This window comes from Nocardioides sp. Leaf285 (genome assembly GCF_001422955.1).
Classification (GTDB): domain Bacteria; phylum Actinomycetota; class Actinomycetes; order Propionibacteriales; family Nocardioidaceae; genus Nocardioides; species Nocardioides kribbensis.
The window spans coordinates 128,562-145,370 of sequence record NZ_LMNH01000001.1; the positions used below are offsets into that span (position 1 = coordinate 128,562).

At 74.5% G+C, this 16,809-nt stretch carries 20 protein-coding genes and 1 tRNA gene; 18 read left to right on the forward strand and 3 right to left on the reverse strand.

The genetic code is table 11. The features are described from left to right. The first annotated feature begins 61 nt into the window (after window positions 1-61). The 11 genes from ASF47_RS00655 (at window position 62) to ASF47_RS00705 (ending at window position 6,457) form a co-directional block, all read left to right on the forward strand. Window positions 62-508, forward strand: a complete 447-nt coding sequence (locus tag ASF47_RS00655) for an FtsB family cell division protein (RefSeq protein WP_227489012.1) — start codon at window positions 62-64, stop codon at window positions 506-508. After that, the gene (locus ASF47_RS00660; RefSeq protein ID WP_056862123.1) at window positions 505-1,002 is read left to right on the forward strand and encodes a DUF501 domain-containing protein; all 498 of its coding nucleotides are present in this window, start codon (window positions 505-507) and stop codon (window positions 1,000-1,002) included. Before ASF47_RS00655 ends, ASF47_RS00660 begins: the two co-directional genes overlap by 4 nt. Continuing rightward, window positions 987-1,916, forward strand: a complete 930-nt coding sequence (locus ASF47_RS00665) for a Ppx/GppA phosphatase family protein (protein WP_235558565.1) — start codon at window positions 987-989, stop codon at window positions 1,914-1,916. The genes ASF47_RS00660 and ASF47_RS00665 overlap by 16 nt, the downstream gene beginning before the upstream one ends. Before the next feature lie 58 nt (window positions 1,917-1,974). Next, window positions 1,975-2,280, forward strand: a complete 306-nt coding sequence (locus ASF47_RS00670; RefSeq protein WP_056862124.1) for a hypothetical protein — start codon at window positions 1,975-1,977, stop codon at window positions 2,278-2,280. Window positions 2,281-2,290: 10 nt separating this feature from the next. Next, the gene (locus ASF47_RS00675; protein WP_056862125.1) at window positions 2,291-3,088 is read left to right on the forward strand and encodes a uracil-DNA glycosylase; all 798 of its coding nucleotides are present in this window, start codon (window positions 2,291-2,293) and stop codon (window positions 3,086-3,088) included. Beyond that, entirely contained in the window at window positions 3,085-3,624 is a 540-nt protein-coding gene (locus tag ASF47_RS00680; protein WP_056862126.1) for a glycine cleavage system protein R, read from the forward strand. Before ASF47_RS00675 ends, ASF47_RS00680 begins: the two co-directional genes overlap by 4 nt. Continuing rightward, window positions 3,621-4,181, forward strand: coding sequence for a peptide deformylase (gene def / locus ASF47_RS00685; RefSeq protein ID WP_056862127.1), 561 nt, complete (start codon window positions 3,621-3,623; stop codon window positions 4,179-4,181). The genes ASF47_RS00680 and def overlap by 4 nt, the downstream gene beginning before the upstream one ends. A gap of 37 nt (window positions 4,182-4,218) precedes the next feature. Continuing rightward, window positions 4,219-4,291, forward strand: a tRNA-Leu gene (locus ASF47_RS00690). 112 nt (window positions 4,292-4,403) lie between these two features. Next, the gene (locus tag ASF47_RS00695; RefSeq protein ID WP_056862843.1) at window positions 4,404-4,778 is read left to right on the forward strand and encodes a VOC family protein; all 375 of its coding nucleotides are present in this window, start codon (window positions 4,404-4,406) and stop codon (window positions 4,776-4,778) included. 34 nt (window positions 4,779-4,812) lie between these two features. Further along, entirely contained in the window at window positions 4,813-5,427 is a 615-nt protein-coding gene (locus ASF47_RS00700; protein WP_056862128.1) for a class I SAM-dependent methyltransferase, read from the forward strand. 163 nt (window positions 5,428-5,590) lie between these two features. Further along, the gene (locus ASF47_RS00705) at window positions 5,591-6,457 is read left to right on the forward strand and encodes a Bax inhibitor-1/YccA family protein (protein WP_056862129.1); all 867 of its coding nucleotides are present in this window, start codon (window positions 5,591-5,593) and stop codon (window positions 6,455-6,457) included. Window positions 6,458-6,586: 129 nt separating this feature from the next. Here ASF47_RS00705 and ASF47_RS00710 read toward each other — a convergent pair whose 3' ends face one another. Next, window positions 6,587-7,639 carry an SGNH/GDSL hydrolase family protein gene (locus ASF47_RS00710; protein WP_056862130.1) on the reverse strand — a complete coding sequence of 351 codons (1,053 nt, stop codon included), beginning with the start codon at window positions 7,637-7,639 and terminating at the stop codon, window positions 6,587-6,589. A gap of 69 nt (window positions 7,640-7,708) precedes the next feature. On the opposite strand from ASF47_RS00710, the gene ASF47_RS00715 reads away from it, so the two are divergent. From ASF47_RS00715 to ASF47_RS00735, 5 genes are all read left to right on the forward strand, one after another. Beyond that, entirely contained in the window at window positions 7,709-9,115 is a 1,407-nt protein-coding gene (locus ASF47_RS00715; RefSeq protein ID WP_056862131.1) for a cystathionine beta-synthase, read from the forward strand. 138 nt (window positions 9,116-9,253) lie between these two features. Continuing rightward, complete coding sequence (locus tag ASF47_RS00720; protein ID WP_056862132.1) at window positions 9,254-9,895, forward strand: ABC transporter permease; 642 nt, start codon at window positions 9,254-9,256, stop codon at window positions 9,893-9,895. Further along, entirely contained in the window at window positions 9,892-11,073 is a 1,182-nt protein-coding gene (locus ASF47_RS00725) for an ABC transporter ATP-binding protein (protein WP_056862133.1), read from the forward strand. The genes ASF47_RS00720 and ASF47_RS00725 overlap by 4 nt, the downstream gene beginning before the upstream one ends. Continuing rightward, a complete protein-coding gene (locus ASF47_RS00730; protein ID WP_235558566.1) occupies window positions 11,070-11,894 on the forward strand; it encodes an ABC transporter permease in 825 nt (274 codons plus the stop codon). Before ASF47_RS00725 ends, ASF47_RS00730 begins: the two co-directional genes overlap by 4 nt. A gap of 1 nt (window position 11,895) precedes the next feature. Further along, the gene (locus tag ASF47_RS00735) at window positions 11,896-12,915 is read left to right on the forward strand and encodes a glycine betaine ABC transporter substrate-binding protein (protein ID WP_056862134.1); all 1,020 of its coding nucleotides are present in this window, start codon (window positions 11,896-11,898) and stop codon (window positions 12,913-12,915) included. Here the strand turns inward: ASF47_RS00735 and ASF47_RS00740 are convergent. Next, window positions 12,905-13,429, reverse strand: a complete 525-nt coding sequence (locus tag ASF47_RS00740; RefSeq protein ID WP_056862135.1) for a GNAT family N-acetyltransferase — start codon at window positions 13,427-13,429, stop codon at window positions 12,905-12,907. The two genes, ASF47_RS00735 and ASF47_RS00740, sit on opposite strands and share 11 nt — an antisense overlap. A 34-nt stretch (window positions 13,430-13,463) precedes the next feature. Between ASF47_RS00740 and ASF47_RS00745 the strand changes: the two genes are divergently transcribed. After that, window positions 13,464-14,381, forward strand: a complete 918-nt coding sequence (locus ASF47_RS00745; RefSeq protein ID WP_156697671.1) for an aminoglycoside phosphotransferase — start codon at window positions 13,464-13,466, stop codon at window positions 14,379-14,381. Further along, window positions 14,374-15,087, forward strand: a complete 714-nt coding sequence (locus ASF47_RS00750; protein ID WP_082499872.1) for a response regulator transcription factor — start codon at window positions 14,374-14,376, stop codon at window positions 15,085-15,087. The genes ASF47_RS00745 and ASF47_RS00750 overlap by 8 nt, the downstream gene beginning before the upstream one ends. 24 nt (window positions 15,088-15,111) lie before the next feature. On the opposite strand, the gene ASF47_RS00755 is transcribed toward ASF47_RS00750, so the two are convergent. Next, on the reverse strand, window positions 15,112-16,731 hold the full coding sequence (locus ASF47_RS00755; protein WP_162242254.1) for a GAF domain-containing sensor histidine kinase: 1,620 nt from the start codon (window positions 16,729-16,731) through the stop codon (window positions 15,112-15,114). Window positions 16,732-16,809 lie beyond the last annotated feature (78 nt).

A 16,809-nucleotide genomic window follows, 5' to 3' on the forward strand; every position in this document is an offset into this window, starting at 1 on the left:
CGGTCGTGCCCCCGACGGGCCCGGCCCGTCGGCGCGGCGCCCGCGGCTGACCGGTCGCGCGATGATCCTCGTGCTCGTGCTCGCCGTGCTGGCGGTGTCCTACGCCTCCTCGGCGCGGGCCTACCTCCAGCAGCGGGCCCACCTCGACGACCTGCGCACCGAGATCGCGGAGCGCCAGGCCGACATCGACGTGCTCGAGCGCGAGCAGCGGCGCTGGGAGGACCCGGCGTACGTCGAGCAGGTGGCGCGCGAGCGCTTCGGCTACGTCATGCCCGGTGAGCGCTCCTTCGTGGTGCTCGACGAGGACGGCGAGCCGCTCGAGGCCGAGGCCACGCTCACCGACCCCGCCGACGTCGCGCCCGAGGAGCCCACCGCGTGGTGGGACGAGGCCTGGGCGTCGGTCGAGACGGCCGGACGCCCCCCGAAGGACGAGGGCACCCCGCCCGCCACCGAGATCGACGGCTCCCCGGAGCAGGCCCCCAGCGGCCAGGAGGACAGCGACCAGTGATCGACCCCGCCGACGAGGCGGCCATCGGCGAGCAGCTGGGCCGTGAGCCCCGCGCCATCCACGCCGTGGGCCACCGCTGCCCGTGCGGCAGGCCCGACGTCGTCACCACCGAGCCGCGCCTGCCCAACGGCACGCCCTTCCCGACGACCTTCTACCTCACCTGCCCCCGCGCCGCCTCCCGCATCGGGACCCTGGAGGGCTCGGGGCTGATGAAGGAGATGGAGGCCCGCCTCGGCGAGGACCCCGAGCTGGCCGCGGCCTACGCCCGCGCCCACGAGCGCTACCTCGAGGCCCGCGGCGAGCTGGAGCGGCGGACCGGTGCAGTGCCCGAGATCGCCGGCATCTCCGCCGGGGGCATGCCGAGCCGGGTCAAGTGCCTGCACGTGCTCGCGGGCCAGGCCCTGGCGCAGGGCCCCGGAGTCAACCCGCTCGGCGACGAGGTGCTCGCGCTGCTGGGCCCGTGGTGGGAGCAGGGTCCGTGCGTCGGCCCGTAGCCGCCGTCGACTGCGGCACCAACACGATCAAGCTGCTGGTCGGCACCATGCCGGAGGTGCTGGTGCGCGAGGCCACCGTCGTGCGCCTCGGCGCAGGCGTCGACCGCACCGGACGGCTCTCCCCGGAGGCGCTGGAGCGCACCTTCGCCGAGGTCGAGCGCTACGCCGCGATCCTGGCCGAGCACGGGGTGCGACCCGAGGACGTCCGCTTCTGCGCCACCTCGGCCACCCGCGACGCGAGCAACGCCGAGGACTTCCGCGAGGGCGTGCGCGCGCGCCTCGGGGTGCTGCCCGAGGTGCTCTCCGGCGCCGAGGAGGCCGCCCTGGCCTACGCCGGGGCCGTGCGCGAGCTCGACGCACCGGCCGAGCCGGTGCTGGTCGTCGACGTCGGCGGCGGCTCGACCGAGCTCATCCTCGGCGGGGCGACACCGACAGCGGCGCACTCGATGGACGTCGGCTCGGTGCGCCTGCACGAGCGGCACCTGCACTCCGACCCGCCGACCGCGGAGGAGGTGGCGGCCTGCATCGCCGACGTCGACGCCGCCCTCGACGCCTGCCCGGTCGACGCCGCCGCGGCCCGCACGGTGGTCTGCGTCGCCGGCACCGCGACCTCGGTCGCCGCGGGGGTGCTGGGCCTGCCGGCCTACGACCGCGACGCCGTCGACCACGCCGAGCTGCCCGTCGAGGCGGTGCACGAGCTGACCGAGCGGCTGCTGGCGATGACGGTGGCCGAGCGGCTGGCCCTGCCCTGGATGCACCCGGGACGCGCCGACGTCATCGGGGCCGGTGCCCTGGTGCTCTCGCGGGTGCTGCGACGCACCGCGGTCGCCGGGGTCGTGGCCTCCGAGACCGACATCCTCGACGGGATCGCCTGGTCGGTGGGCGCCCCCGCAGGGGTGGTGCCGCCCGCCTGAGCGCGACGGCACAGTGGGGGGCTCGAGTGATCCACCCCCCACAGGAGGAGAACGACCGATGAGCAAGACCACCCTGATCGCCGCCGGAGCCGTCGGCTACGTGCTGGGCGCCCGCGCCGGCCGTGACCGCTACGACGAGATCGTCACCGCCGCCCGCAAGGTCGCGCGCGACCCGCGCGTGCAGTCGGCCAAGGACAGGGCCGCCGACACCGCCCGCACCCAGGCCACCGCTGCTGCCGAGGTCGCCCGCGAGAAGGCCGGCGACGTGGCCGCTGCCGCCAAGGACAAGATGAGCAGCGACGACGCGGCGTCCCCGACCGGAGGCCCGGTCGCCACCCAGACCACCACCCAGACCCCGCTCTGAGGTCGGGCCGGTGCCGGACGGGCTGCCCCACCCGCTGACCGGCGAGGTCTTCGCCTCGCCGGTGCCGCCCGGCACCGGCTGGCCCGACGACCCGGCCGAGCCCCGCACCCCGCTGGAGGTGCTCGCCCGCGAGGTGACGACCTGCCGGGCCTGCCCGCGGCTGGTCGCCTGGCGCGAGGAGGTGGCGCTCACCAGGCGCGCCGCCTTCGCCGACCAGCCCTACTGGGGGCGGCCCGTCGCCGGGTGGGGCGCCGAGCACCCGCGGCTGCTGGTCGTCGGCCTCGCCCCGGCCGCCCACGGCGCCAACCGCACGGGGCGGATCTTCACCGGCGACCGCTCCGGCGACTGGCTCTTCGCCTCGCTGCACCGCGTCGGGCTGGCGGAGCGTCCCACCAGCGAGCACGCCGGCGACGGCCAGCGCCTGGTGCACACGCGCATGGTGGCCGCCGTGCGGTGTGCCCCGCCGCAGAACAGGCCGACCCCGGCCGAGCGCGACACCTGCGCCCCCTGGCTCGACCGCGAGCTGGCCCTGGTCGGCGAGCACGTGCGCGTCGTGGTCGCGCTCGGCGCCTTCGGCTGGGCGGCGGCGCTGGGCGGCGTACGGCGGGCCGGGTGGCAGGTGCCGCGGCCGGCCGCGAGGTTCGGCCACGGTGCGCAGGCGCGGCTCGTGCGGCCCGACGGCGAGGAGGTGGCGCTGCTGGGCTGCTACCACCCCAGCCAGCAGAACACGTTCACGGGGCGGCTGACGGAGCCGATGCTGGACGAGGTGCTCGGCCGCGCCGCGGCCCTTGCGACAATGGAGCGGTGAGCACCCCCACGCCGCCCCCGACCCAGCACGCGATCACCGTCCTGGGCCACGACCGCCCGGGGATCATCGCCGAGACCACCGGCCGCCTGGCCGAGCTCGGGCTGAACCTCGAGGACTCCACGATGACCCTGCTGCGGGGTCACTTCGCGATGATGCTGGTCTGCGCGGGTGAGCCCTCGGCCGCGGCGATCGAGACGGCCCTGGCGCCGCTGACCGACGACGGCTCGCTCACCGTGACCGTGCGCGCGGTGTCGCCGGGCGCCGGAGCCGCGCCCGCGGGCAGCTCCTGGGTGCTCACCGTGCACGGCGGTGACCGCCCCGGCATCGTGTCGTCGGTGGTGGGCCGCGTCGCCGAGGTCGGCGGCAACATCACCGACCTCACCACCCGCCTGGCCGGCGACCTCTACCTCCTCGTGGCCGAGATCGACCTGCCCGCCGGGGCCGACGTCGACGCCCTCGAGGCCGCCGTGCGCACCGCGGCGACGGCGCTGGGCGTCGGGGCCACGCTGCGCCGCGCCGAGGCCGACGACCTGTGAGCGCTGTCGATCCCCGGGTGTCGGCCTGGACCGAGGCCGAGCTCGGCGTGGAGGGCCGGGTGCTCGACGTCGTCACCGCGCCGGCCCCGGTGCTGTCGGGCGTGGGGGAGCGGGTCGACCCGACCTCCGCCGAGGTCGTGCGGCTCGCGGCCGACCTGGTGGCCACGATGCGGGTCAGCCCGGGCTGCGTCGGCCTGGCCGCCCCGCAGGTCGGGGTGGGGGCGCAGGTCTTCTGCGTCGACGTCTCCGAGCACCCCAAGACCCGCGAGCACCACGGCACCTTCGTGCTCTGCAACGCCGAGGTGGTCTCCTCCAGCCGCAACGAGAAGGCCCGCGAGGGCTGCATGAGCGTGCCCGACCTCACCGGCGACGTGAAGCGCGCCGGCCGGATCACGGTGCGCGGCCAGCTGCCCGGCACCGGCGAGGAGGTGGAGGTGTCGACCAGCGCCTTCGAGGCCCGCGCGCTGCAGCACGAGATCGACCACTGCCAGGGGCTGCTCTTCCTCGACCGCGTCGCCGGGGCCCACGCGATCTACGCTCGCAAGACCTACCTCTAGGCGCTCGACCGGACGCTCCGCCGGAGGACCGGAGCCGGCCCCCGTATCCCAACGGCAGAGGAAGGCGCCTTAAAAGCGCCGCAGTGTGGGTTCGAGTCCCACCGGGGGCACACCGTCAACGAGGGCTCGTGTCGCGATGAGTCCGCGGCCGGAACCCGGTCGGACCACCCAGGACGCCGGCGACGGGCCGGCTCGAGGACCGAGGAGATCTCCGTGACCCGCATGATGTTCGTGAACCTGCCTGTGGCCGACGTGGCGGCCAGCCGCGCGTTCTGGGAAGGTCTGGGCTTCACCTTCAACGATGACTACAGCGACGAGCGAGCGGCCTGCATGGTCGTCAACGACTCCGCATGCGCCATGCTCCTGCGCCAGGACTACTTCCACTCCTTCCACGGCACCACCGCCCCGCCGTCGGGAGACCAGGTGCTGGTGGCGCTCACCGCGTCCGACGCCGCGGAGGTCGACCGCACGGTGGAGCGGGCGCTCGCCGCCGGCGGATCGCCGGCGGGCGCCAAGCAGGAGCACCCGGGGATGTACGGCTGGTCCTTCCGCGACCTCGACGGTCATGTCTGGGAGCTGGCTGCGATGGGCGGTTGACCTCAGGTCGACCTGAAGGGGGAGCATGGCCCCCATGACCGACGACATGTGGACCGCGGAGTTCTGGGACGAGCGCTACTCCTCCTCCGAGCGGATCTGGAGCGGCGCCCCCAACCCCCACCTCGTCGACGTCGTCGGCGGGCTCGCCCCCGGCTCGGCGGTCGACGTCGGCTGCGGCGAGGGGGCCGACGTGCTGTGGCTGGCCCACCGCGGCTGGCGCACCACCGGCGTCGACCTCTCGCAGGTGGCCCTCGACCGGGGGGCGGCCCGGGCGGCGCAGGAGGGGGTCGGGGCCACCTGGCTGCAGACGGACCTGCTCGCCGAGACCCTGCCCGAGCAGTACGACCTGGTCAGCGCCCATTTCGTGCACGTGCCGACCCAGCTCTTCGCGCCGCTCTACACCCGCCTCGGCGCCGCCGTCGCGCCCGGAGGCTCGCTGCTGGTGGTGGGCCACCACCCCCACGACGTCGAGACCGGGGTGCGCCACCACCACGGCGACGACATCCTCTTCACCCCCGACCGGGTCGTGGGCCTGCTCGACCCGCAGCACTGGGACGTGCGCCGCGCCGACGCCCCGACCCGCACGCAGCGGGTGGAGGGCGCCGAGGTCGCCGTGACCGACACGGTGGTGCACGCCGTACGCCGCTAGCGCCGGTCGGGTGTCGGGGCCCGCCGGCGGCTCAGGAGATTCACAGCCGCACCGGGAACGCCCCGGACGGGTGTGACGTTGAGGCTGGTGAGGACCCCTACAGTGGTCCCCACTCAGTGAACCGTCAGGGAGACGGTCACCACCGGCCTCCAAGGAGAGACCAATGCAGAGCAACAACCCGGTGTTCCGCCGGTCGGAGGAGTTCAACCGCTCCGGCGCGAACGCCTACGGCAACCAGACCTACGCGGGCAACGGGTACCCCGGCTACTCCAACGACCCCTCGCAGTGGGGCGTCGGCACCCCGGGCGGCCCCGCCCAGCAGACGCCGGCCACCACCGGCCCGATGACGATTGACAGCGTCGTGCAGAAGACGGCGATCACGCTCGGCGTGGTCATCCTGACCGCCCTCGCGACCTGGATCGCCATGCCGGAGGTCACCGAGACCACCGCCGAGACCGCCCTGCCCACGGTGGGCGCGGCCGCGACGATCGGTGCGCTCGGCGCCTTCGCGCTGTCGATGGTCAACTCCTTCAAGCGGGTCATCAGCCCGGCTCTCGTGCTCGTCTTCGCCGCCTTCGAGGGTGTCGCCCTCGGCGCGCTGAGCCTGCTCTTCAACGTCATGTACCCCGGCGTCGTCCAGGGCGCGGTCATCGGCACCTTCGCGGCCTTCGCCGGCACGCTGGCGGCCTACAAGGTCCTCAACATCCAGGTCACCCCGAAGTTCCGGATGATGGTGACCGCCGCCGTGCTCGGCATGGTCGGCCTGGCCGTCATGGAGCTCGTGCTCGGCCTCTTCGGCGCCCAGATCGGCTTCTTCGGTGTCGGCACCGGCCTCAGCCTCGTCTTCGCGGTGGTCGGTCTGGTGCTCGGCGTCTTCATGCTGATCATGGACTTCGACTTCGTCGAGCAGGGCATCGCCAACGGCCTGCCCGAGCGTGAGTCGTGGCGCGCGGCGTTCGCGATGACCGTGAGCCTGGTCTGGATCTACACCAACCTGCTGCGCATCCTGGCCTTCTTCCAGCAGGACTGACCCAGGAGCAGCACCCACCTGTCCGGCCCCGCTAGGTCGGCGTGGAACACGGAACCCCCCGGACCTCGGTCCGGGGGGTTCCGTCCGTCTGCGCCAGCGTCTGCGTCTGCGCCGGGGTCGTGGGGCGAGTCAGCCGCGGGCGAGCTCGGGGTCGGGCGTGCCCTGCTCGCCCGCGTCCTCGTCGTGCTCGTCGGGGGTCTCGCCCTCGGTCTCGGGCCGGCGACGACGGTGGCGCAGCTCGACCCACAGGCCGCGCACGCCGAGCCGGTTGCCACCGATCTCGGTGCCGCCCAGCTCGGTGCCGGGGTGGTTGACGGCCTGGATCGCGGCGGCGGTGATGGGCAGCACGCCCTCGCCCCGCAGGGCCTCGAGCTGGGCCTCGTCGGTGTCGATGACGCCGAGCGCCGCCAGCGTGGAGGGCAGCAGCACCGCGGAGAGCGAGCGGTAGCCGGCGGCGGAGGGGTGGAACTGGTCGGGGCCGAAGAGCAGCGCGGGCGCCGCGGCGAACTCGGGTCCGAGCACCGAGGCCAGCGACACGGTGCGCCCGCCCTCCTCGATGACCGCGATGGTCTGGCCCGCGGCCAGGCGGCGCGACCAGGCGCGGGCGACCTGCTTGAGCGGCGGGGCGATGGGCTTGAGGGTGCCGAGGTCGGGGCAGGTGCCGACGACGACGGCCACCCCGGCCTCGCGGAGGCGGCGCACCCCCTCGGAGAGGTGGCGCACCGAGACCGCGGGCGTCACGACGTGGGTGACGTCGTTGGCGCCGATGAGGATGACCGCGACGTCGGGCTCGATGGGCAGCGCCCGGTCGATCTGCTCGCCGAGGTCGGAGGACTTGGCGCCGACGACGGCGAAGTCGCGCAGGTAGACCCGCCGGTCGGCGTGCTCGGCGACGCCGGAGGCGACCAGCGCGCCGGGGGTCTCCTCGACCCGCTCGACGCCGTAGCCCGCGGCACTGGAGTCACCGAGCAGGGCGACCTTGATCGCGGGCCCGGGCCGGCCGCGGCCGTACCAGCCGGTCGGGTCGGGCGGCGGCTCTTCGAGGATCGGCCCGATCGTCTTGCGCGCCAGGCGCGCCTCGGCGGTCAGGACGCCGTAGAGACCGGCGCCGAGCACCGACAGACCGCCGCCGCCGAAGGCAGCGGCGGAGGCGAGCTTGCGTGCCGCTGCTGCTTTTCCCACGCGGGGATTCTACGGAGCACGCCCGTCCACACTTCGCCGGGAGGGGTGAACGGGCCCTAGATTGGCCGGGTGCAGTACGTCGACTCGCTCCTGGACCTGATCGGCAACACCCCGCTGGTGCGCCTCTCGCGCACCCTCGACCTGCCCGCGACGGGTGGCCCGCTGGTGCTGGCCAAGGTGGAGTACCTCAACCCGGGCGGGTCGGTGAAGGACCGCATCGCCACCCGGATGATCGAGGCGGCCGAGGCCTCGGGCGCGCTGCAGCCCGGCGGCACGATCGTGGAGCCGACCTCCGGCAACACCGGCGTCGGGCTGGCCATGGTCGCCCAGGCCAAGGGCTACCGCTGCGTCTTCGTGTGCCCCGACAAGGTCAGCGAGGACAAGCGCAACGTGCTCAAGGCCTACGGCGCCGAGGTCGTGGTCTGCCCGACGGCGGTGGCCCCCGAGCACCCCGACTCCTACTACAACGTCTCCGACCGCCTGGCCTCCCAGCCCGGCGCCTGGAAGCCCGACCAGTACTCCAACCCCCACAACCCGCGCTCGCACTACGAGACCACCGGCCCGGAGATCTGGGCGCAGACCGAGGGCCGGATCACCCACCTGGTGTGCGGTGTCGGCACCGGCGGCACGATCAGCGGCACCGGGCGCTACCTCAAGGAGCAGGCCGCCGCGGCCGGCCGCGAGATCCAGGTGGTCGGTGCCGACCCGGCCGGGTCGGTCTACTCCGGCGGCACCGGGCGGCCCTACCTCGTCGAGGGCGTCGGCGAGGACTTCTGGCCCGAGACCTACGACCGCGGCGTCGCCGACCGCATCATCGAGGTCTCCGACGCCGACTCCTTCGCCTTCACCCGCCGCCTGGCCCGCGAGGAGGCGCTCCTGGTGGGCGGCTCGTGCGGCATGGCGGCCTACGCGGCGCGCCGGCTGGCCCACGAGCTGGCCGGCACCCCCGAGGGCGAGGACGCCGTCATCGTCGTCATCCTCCCCGACTCCGGGCGCGGCTACCTGACCAAGATCTTCAACGACGACTGGCTGGCGCAGTACGGCTTCCCCTCCGGCGACGGCGCCCCCCACGCCCAGACCGTGGGGGAGGTGCTGCGCGGCAAGTCCGGCCAGCTGCCCGACCTGGTGCACACCCACCCGGCCGAGACCATCGCCGAGGCCGTGGCGATCCTCCAGGAGTACGGCGTCTCGCAGATGCCCGTCGTGCGCGCCGAGCCGCCGATCGTCGCGGCCGAGGTGGCCGGCGCCGTCTCCGACCGTGCCCTGCTCGACGCCCTCTACGCCGGCACCGCGCGGCTCACCGACCCGGTCGAGGAGCACATGTCTCCGCCGCTGCGCACCATCGGCGCCGGCGAGGACGCCCGCGAGGCGGTGCACCTGCTGGAGGAGGTCGACGCCGTGCTCGTGCAGGAGGACGGCAAGCCCGTCGGGGTGCTCACGCGCCAGGACCTGCTGGCCTTCCTCGCGCGCTCCTGAGGCCGCGCATGGTCGCCCCCGCGGGGGTCACGGGTGTTCACCCACCCGGGTGACATCGCGGGACGCACCGGCCACACCTGTGGTGGGGTGGCCGCGGACCGCTGACCCCCGGCGGATCCTGGAGGCGGTGGACGCGACGTGTGGGACTTCGTCAGGGAACGGCAGGACCAGATCCTGTACAACACGTTCCAGCACTTCAACCTGGTGATGCAGGCCGTGCTGGTGGCCAGCGTGCTGGCGGTGCTGCTGGCCGTGGTGATCGTGCGCTACTCGTGGCTCCAGGGCCTGGCCAACGCGCTGAGCGCGATCGGCCTCACCATCCCGGCCCTGGCACTGGTCGGCGTGATGCTGGCCCTCACCGGTATCCAGCCGATCTCGGCCTTCGTCGCTGTCGCCTTCTACGCCCTGCTGCCGGTGCTGCGCAACGCCGTGGTCGGCCTCCAGGGCGTCGACCCGACGCTGGTGGAGTCGGCCCGCGGCATGGGCATGAGCCCGGTGGCGGTGCTGTGGCGGGTGCGCCTGCCGCTGGCGTGGCCCGTCATCCACGCCGGGGTGCGCACGTCGACCCAGATGTCGATGGGCATCGCGGCGATCGCGGCGTACATCCTCGGACCGGGTCTCGGCGGCTACATCTTCACCGGCCTGGCGCAGATCGGCGGCGCCAACGCCGTCAACTACGCCCTGGTCGGCACCCTCGGCATCGTCCTCGTCGCCCTCGTGGCCGACGTGCTCCTGCTGCTCCTCGGGCGGCTCACCATCTCGAAGGGAATCAGGGCATGACCACGCAGCACACGACCGGGCACACCACTGGGCAGACCACCGGCATCAGCGGGGCGGAGATCCGCCTCGAGGAGGTCGTCAAGCGCTACCCCGGCCAGAAGACCGCGGCGGTGGAGTCGCTGTCGCTGACCATCCCCGCCGGCGAGATCGTGATGTTCGTCGGCCCGTCGGGCTGCGGCAAGACCACCTCGTTGAAGATGATCAACCGGCTCATCGAGCCCACCTCGGGCACGATCCTCATCGACGGCGAGGACGTGCGGAAGAGCAGCGCCGACGAGCTGCGCCGCAAGATCGGCTACGTCATCCAGGGCGGCAGCCTCTTCCCCCACATGACCGTGGCCAAGAACATCGCCATCGTGCCGAAGATGCTCGGCTGGGACGCCTCGCGGGTCAAGGGCCGCGTCGACGACCTGCTCGACCTCGTCGGGCTCGACCCCTCGCGCTACCGCGACCGCTACCCCCGCGAGCTCTCCGGCGGGCAGCAGCAGCGCGTGGGCGTGGCCCGCGGCCTGGCCGCCGACCCGCCGGTGATCCTCATGGACGAGCCCTTCGGCGCCGTCGACCCCATCACCCGCCAGCGCCTGCAGGACGAGCTGCTCTCGATCCAGCGCGAGCTGCGCAAGACCATCGTCTGCGTCACCCACGACATCGACGAGGCGATCAAGCTCGGCGACCGGATCGTGATCCTGCGCGAGGGCGGCCACATCGCGCAGTACGACACCCCCGAGGTCGTGCTCGCCTCGCCGGCCGACGACTTCGTCAGCGACTTCGTGGGCTCCGGCTCCACGCTCAAGCAGCTCAGCCTGGCCCGGGTCAACGAGGTCGACCTGCGCGAGACGGTCACCGCCCGCATCGGCGAGCCCACCGCCGACGCCGTGCAGCGGGCCGAGGCGGCCGGCGAGCGCTCCGTGATCGTGCTCGACGACCGTGACCGGCCCCGCGGCTGGCCCTGGCTGCGCCAGCTCAAGGGCGACCGGATCGTCGAGCCCACCGAGGACCTCGTCACCGTCGACGAGCGCTCGACGCTCAACGACGCCCTCGACACCATGCTCACCAGCAGCCACGGCGCCGCCGTGGTCACCGGTGACCGCGACCGCTACATCGGCATCGTCACCTTCGACACCGTCACCGACCACATGCGCCTGCTCGAGGACCGCGCGGTCGAGGAGCGCGCGTGAGCACGGCGCCCGCGGTGACCTCGGCGACCTCGGCCGGGCCGTCGGCCGACCCGACCGCCGAGGCCGTGCCGACCGGGCGTCGGGGGCGGCGCCTCGACCCGGAGATGCTGCTGCTCCTCGTGCTGCCGCCGGTGCTGGTGGCGCTGGCCTTCGGGGCCTGGGTGCTGTGGCGCCAGACCGCCGACCTCGACTCCGTCGAGCAGAGCCAGCTGGCGTGGTCGACGGTGACCTCGCTCATGGTCGAGCACGTCAAGCTCACCGCCGTGGCCGGTCTGCTCGTCGTCGCCGTCGCCGTGCCGCTCGGCATCGCGCTGACCCGCGGCCGGCTCAAGGCGGCCTCGCCCGTGGTCGTGGGCCTGGCCAACGCCGGCCAGGCCGCACCTGCCGTCGGCCTGATCGTGCTGCTCGCGCTCTGGCTCGGCTTCGGCTTCGGCACCGCGATCATCGCCCTGGTGGTCTACGGCGTGCTGCCCGTGCTCCGCAACACCATCGTGGGTCTGCAGGGGGTCGACCCCACCCTGGTGGAGGCCGGGCGCGGCATCGGGATGACCCCGGCCGCGGTGCTGCTGCGCGTCGAGCTGCCGCTGGCGCTGCCGGTGATCATGTCGGGCGTGCGCACCGCGCTGGTGCTGATCGTCGGCACCGCCGCCCTGGCGACCTTCATCAACGCCGGCGGGCTCGGCGCCATGATCGTCGCCGGCATCAACCTGTTCCGCTACTCGCTGGTCGTCTCCGGCGCGCTGCTCGTGGCCCTGCTCGCCCTCCTCGTGGAGTGGCTGGGCCGGGTCCTGGAGTTCGTCGCCCGACCGAAGGGGGTCTGAGATGACCGGTCCTGCCACCACCCGCCCCACCCGACTGCGCACGCGCGCCCGCCGACTGGCCGCCACCGGGCTGGCCGTCGCGGCACTGGCCGTGCCTGCGGGCTGCGGCCTGGGCACCGCCGGCGGCTACGTGCCCGACGCGACCCTGGCCGGTCCGCTCGAGGGCGTCTCCCTCGACGGGGCCGAGATCGCCGTGGGCTCGAAGAACTTCTCCGAGAACATCCTGCTCGGCAAGATCGTGCTCATCCTGATGAAGGCCGCAGGAGCGGAGGTCACCGACCTCACCAACATCCCCGGCAGCAACTCCGCGCGCCAGGCCCAGGTGCAGGGCGAGATCGACGCGATGTGGGAGTACACCGGCACGGCCTGGATCTCCTACCTCGGCGAGGACGAGCCCATCCAGGGCACCGAGGAGCAGTACGACGCCGTCGCGGAGCGCGACCTGGCCGAGAACGACCTGCGCTGGCTGCCGCCCACGCCGGCCAACAACACCTACGGCTTCGCGATGACCGCGCAGAGCGCCGAGCGGCTGGGCATCACCAAGCTCTCGCAGATCCAGGACATCCCCGTCGACGAGCGCACCTTCTGCGTGGAGTCGGAGTTCGAGAACCGGCCCGACGGCCTGCCCGGCATGCTCGAGACCTACGACATCCCGCGCGGCCAGGCCCAGGGCACCCCCGACGACAACATCGGGCTCTACCAGACCGGCGCGATCTACGAGGCGACCGCGCAGGGGGAGTGCACCTTCGGCGAGGTCTTCACCACCGACGGCCGGATCCTGGCCCTCGACCTCACCGTGCTCGAGGACGACCGGCAGTACTTCCCCAACTACAACATCTCGCTCGTCGTCGGCGACCGGCTGCTGCAGGACCAGCCCGGCATCGAGGAGCTGGTCGACCCCGTGGCCGCGGAGCTCACCGACGAGGTGCTGCTGGGCCTCAACGCCGAGATCGACGTCGAGGGCCGCGAGGCCTCCGACGTGGCCGAGGACTGGCTGCGCGAGGAGGGTTTCATCGCCTGAGCGGCAGCTCCATGAGGATCAGGTCGGGACGGTCGGCGCGCAGCCAGTCGGGCCGCGCGGTGCCCACCTCGACCCAGCCGCGCCGGCGGTAGACCGCCAGCGCGCGCGGGTGGGAGGGGGCCACGTCGAGCACCGGGCGCAGCCCGGCGTCGCGGATCCAGGCGACGGCGCGGTCGAGCAGCAGCCCGCCCGTGCCGGTGCCCTGGGTGGCGGGGTCGACGTACAGCACCGCCACCATGGCCGGGGCGGGCTCCGGGGCCGGGCGCGCGAAGGCCCCGGCCAGGTCGGGCGGCACGTCGGTGACCGAGACGTGGCCGACGACGCGACCCTCGCGCTCGGCGACCCAGGCCGCGCGCTCGCCGGGGCGCACCACGAACTCCTCGGCCGGGAAGGGCAGCGGCCAGCGCATGGGGTAGCCCGAGCCGGGCTGCTGGGCGGCCAGCACCGCGACCAGGGCGGGCAGGTCGTCGGGGCGGCGCGGCCGCACCGCGACGGAGGCACGTACGTCGGGCACGTCGCCATCCTGCCGCCCGGGTAGCCTCCGGGCCGTGCCGACCCCCGCGACGCCCTCGAGCCACGTGCTCGACCTCTTCGCGGTGCCCGAGGTCGTCGAGCCGCTCCCCGGGGCGCTCACCGACAGCGTGCGCGCCGGGGACCTCGTGCTCAGCCCCGGCCGGGACGCCGCCGTGCAGGCCTGGCTCAGCCCGCTGCTGGCGCGCCTGGCCGTGCGCCTCGACGAGCGCCCCGACCGCCGGGCCCAGGACCTGCGGGTGGCGATGCCGGTGCCGGCGCGCGACGGCGCCTGGGTCGTCGAGGGGTGGGCGGCCAGCCGCTGGGAGCCGGGCACCACCGCCTGCCTCGACCCCGCGGTGACGCTGGCCGCGGGGCGGCTGCTGCACGCCCGGCTGGCCCCGCTCGTGACCGAGCCGCCCGCGGTGGTGCTGGAGCGCACCGACGCCCGGGCCCGTGCCGAGCGGCTGGCCTTCGCGGGCGGCGCCGACCTGCGTGCCGCGGCCGGCACGCTCCCGGCCGGTGCCGCGGGACTCGCGCGCCGCGTCGCCGACCTGCTCGACGGGCTCGACCCCGACGCGGCCTCCCCGGCGGCGACCCGCCACCAGCTCGTGCACGCCGACCTCGCCGGGCACGTGCTGCTCGACGCCGCCGGGGCCCCGGTGGTGCTCGACGTCGCCCCGGCGTGGCGCCCGCCGCTGTGGGCCGAGGCGGTCGCCGCCCTCGACCTCGTGCGCGGCGGCGCCGACCCCGCCCGCCTCGACCGCTACGCCGGTGCGGCGACCCGCGCCGCGCTGCTGCGGGCGCTGCTCTTCGGGGCGCTGGTCGACCCCGCGGCCGACGTCGCGGCGTACACGGCGGTGCTCGACCGGCTGGACGTGGTAGATCTGGGTGGTCACGACGGGCCCCCGCGGCCCGACCCGGTGGCCGAGACCGAGGAGCTGCACCGTGGCTGACCAGACACCGAGCGACCAGGGCGACCGGAGCGGTCAGGCCGGGCAGGACCGTCCGGTCCGCGTGTTCCTCCTCGACGACCACGAGGTGGTGCGCCAGGGCATCCGTGCGCTGCTGGAGCAGTCGGGCGGCATCGAGGTGGTCGGGGAGTCGGGCTCGGCGCACGAGGCCACCTCCCGCATCCCCGCCCTGCGCCCCGACGTGGCCGTGCTCGACGCCCGCCTGCCCGACGGCTCGGGCATCGAGGTCTGCCGCGCGGTGCGCGCCGTGGACCCCGGCATCAAGGCCCTGGTGCTGACCTCCTACGACGACGACGAGGCCCTCTTCGCCGCGATCATGGCCGGCGCCGCGGGCTACGTGCTCAAGCAGATCCGCGGCCAAGACCTCGTCGGCGCCGTGCGCTCGGTCGCCATGGGGCACTCCCTCATCGACCCCGCCCTCACCGCCCGGGTGCTCGACCGGGTGCGCACCGGCTCGGCGACCGTGCCGGAGCTGGCCGAGCTGACCGAGCAGGAGCTCAAGCTGCTGGCCCTCATCGCCGAGGGCCTCACCAACCGCCAGATCGGCGAGCGGGTGCACCTGGCCGAGAAGACCGTGAAGAACTACGTGTCGAGCATCCTGGCCAAGCTCGGCCTGGAGCGGCGCACCCAGGCCGCCGTGCTGGCCAGCCGGCTGCTGGGCCCGGGCGCCGGGAGCCCCCGGGACTGAGCCGCACCCGGCCTCCCCGCGGTGTCACGACCCGACGCGGGCGCGCCACACCAGCACCGTGCCGCGCGGCTCGCGGGGGGCCAGCTCCAGGGAGCCCTCGAGCCCCTCGGCGCGGTGGGCGGCGTTGCGCAGCCCGCTCTCGACGCGCTCGACGGGCAGACCGCGACCGTCGTCCTCGACGCGCAGCGTCACCACGCCGTCCTCGACGCCCAGGGTGACCCAGGCGGCCCCGGCCTCGGCGTGGCGGGCGATGTTGCTGAGGGCCTCGCGCAGCACCGGCAGCAGGTGCTCGCGCACCCGGGCGGTGACCGCGGTGTCGACCGGGCCCTCGGTGCGCAGCAGCGGGGTGAAGCCGAGCAGGGGGGCGGCGTCGCCGACCAGCTCGTCGAGCTCGTCGCGCAGGGTGGCGGCGCTGCGGTGGCGCAGCGCGAAGATGGTGCCGCGGATGTCGCGGATCGTGGCGTCGAGGTCGTCGACGGCGCGGTCCACCCGGGCCGCGACCTCGCGGTCGGTCGCCAGCATGCCGGCGCCCTGCAGCTGCAGGCCGGTGGCGAAGAGGCGCTGGATCACCACGTCGTGGAGGTCGCGGGCGATCCGCTCCCGGTCGGAGACGACCGCCATCTGGGCCCGCTCGGCCAGCGCCTGCGCCCGGTCGAGGGACAGGGCGGCCTGGTCGGCGAAGGAGACCAGCAGCTCGCGCTCCTCGACGTCCTGCGGTCCGTGGGCGAGGTCGGTGACCACCGCGAGGGCGACCGGCGAGGTGAGGTGGGTCCGCACGGGCACCAGCACGACCGCCTGGCCCTCGACCTCGAGGTCGACCGGCTCCGGCAGCGGTCCCTCCACCGCGTCGACGTGGCCGGCGACGAGCGGCAGGGCGGCCTCGAGCAGGTCGGTGAACGCCTCGCGCTGGGCCTCGTGACAGGCCAGCGCCACGATCGTCGGGGCCTGTGGGCCGGTGGGCAGGCGCAGCACGGCCGCCGCGCGGGCACGGCCCACCGTGCGGGTCGCCTCGGCCACGCGCACGAGGGTGTCGCCCCGGTCGACGGGCGGCTGGAGGTGCTCGCCCAGCACCGCCGCGGCCTCCAGCCACTCCCGCCGTCGCTCGCTCAGGCCGTAGGCGCGTGCGTTGCCGATGACGAAGCCCGCCGCCGAGGCCAGCGCCTCGACCAGCGCGACGTCCTCGTCGGTGAAGCCGGGCTCGGGCCCCGGAGCGCCCTCGACAGGGCTCTTCTGGGTCAGGTAGAGGTTGCCGAAGACCGCGCCGCGCACCCGCACGGGCACCCCGAGGAAGGTCCGCATCGGGGGGTGGTGGGCGGGGAAGCCGTAGGAGGCGGGGTGGGCGGAGAGGTCCTGCAGGCGCAGCGGCTCCGGGTGGTCGACCAGCAGCCGCAGGATGCCGCGGCCGTGCGGCGGGGCGCCGATCGCCTCACGCTCGGCGTCGTCGAGGCCGGTGGTGACGAAGTCGGACAGGTCGCCGCCGCGGCCGATGACGCCCAGCGCGGCGTACTGGGCGCCGGTGAGCTCGGCGGCCGACTCCACGATGCGCAGCAGCACGCTGTGGAGGTCGAGGTCGGAGGAGATGGCGACCACGGCGTCCAGCAGCGCGTGGGTGGAGCCGCTGAGGTCGAGTCGACGGTGGGGCACCGGCTCAGTGTGGCGCACGGACGGCCTCCTGCGTCAGGGCCGGCCCGGCCCGTCGTGCGGGTCGGTCGGGCGGATCAG

What these genes read in the sequence shown, in the direction of transcription:
- ASF47_RS00655 (WP_227489012.1), top strand. Translation starts at nt 62, where the DNA reads ATGATCCTCGTGCTCGTGCTCGCCGTGCTGGCGGTGTCCTACGCCTCC.
- ASF47_RS00705 (WP_056862129.1), top strand. Translation starts at nt 5,591, where the DNA reads ATGCAGAGCAACAACCCGGTGTTCCGCCGGTCGGAGGAGTTCAACCGC.
- ASF47_RS00695 (WP_056862843.1), top strand. Translation starts at nt 4,404, where the DNA reads ATGATGTTCGTGAACCTGCCTGTGGCCGACGTGGCGGCCAGCCGCGCG.
- ASF47_RS00670 (WP_056862124.1), top strand. Translation starts at nt 1,975, where the DNA reads ATGAGCAAGACCACCCTGATCGCCGCCGGAGCCGTCGGCTACGTGCTG.
- ASF47_RS00735 (WP_056862134.1), top strand. Translation starts at nt 11,896, where the DNA reads ATGACCGGTCCTGCCACCACCCGCCCCACCCGACTGCGCACGCGCGCC.
- ASF47_RS00700 (WP_056862128.1), top strand. Translation starts at nt 4,813, where the DNA reads ATGACCGACGACATGTGGACCGCGGAGTTCTGGGACGAGCGCTACTCC.
- ASF47_RS00725 (WP_056862133.1), top strand. Translation starts at nt 9,892, where the DNA reads ATGACCACGCAGCACACGACCGGGCACACCACTGGGCAGACCACCGGC.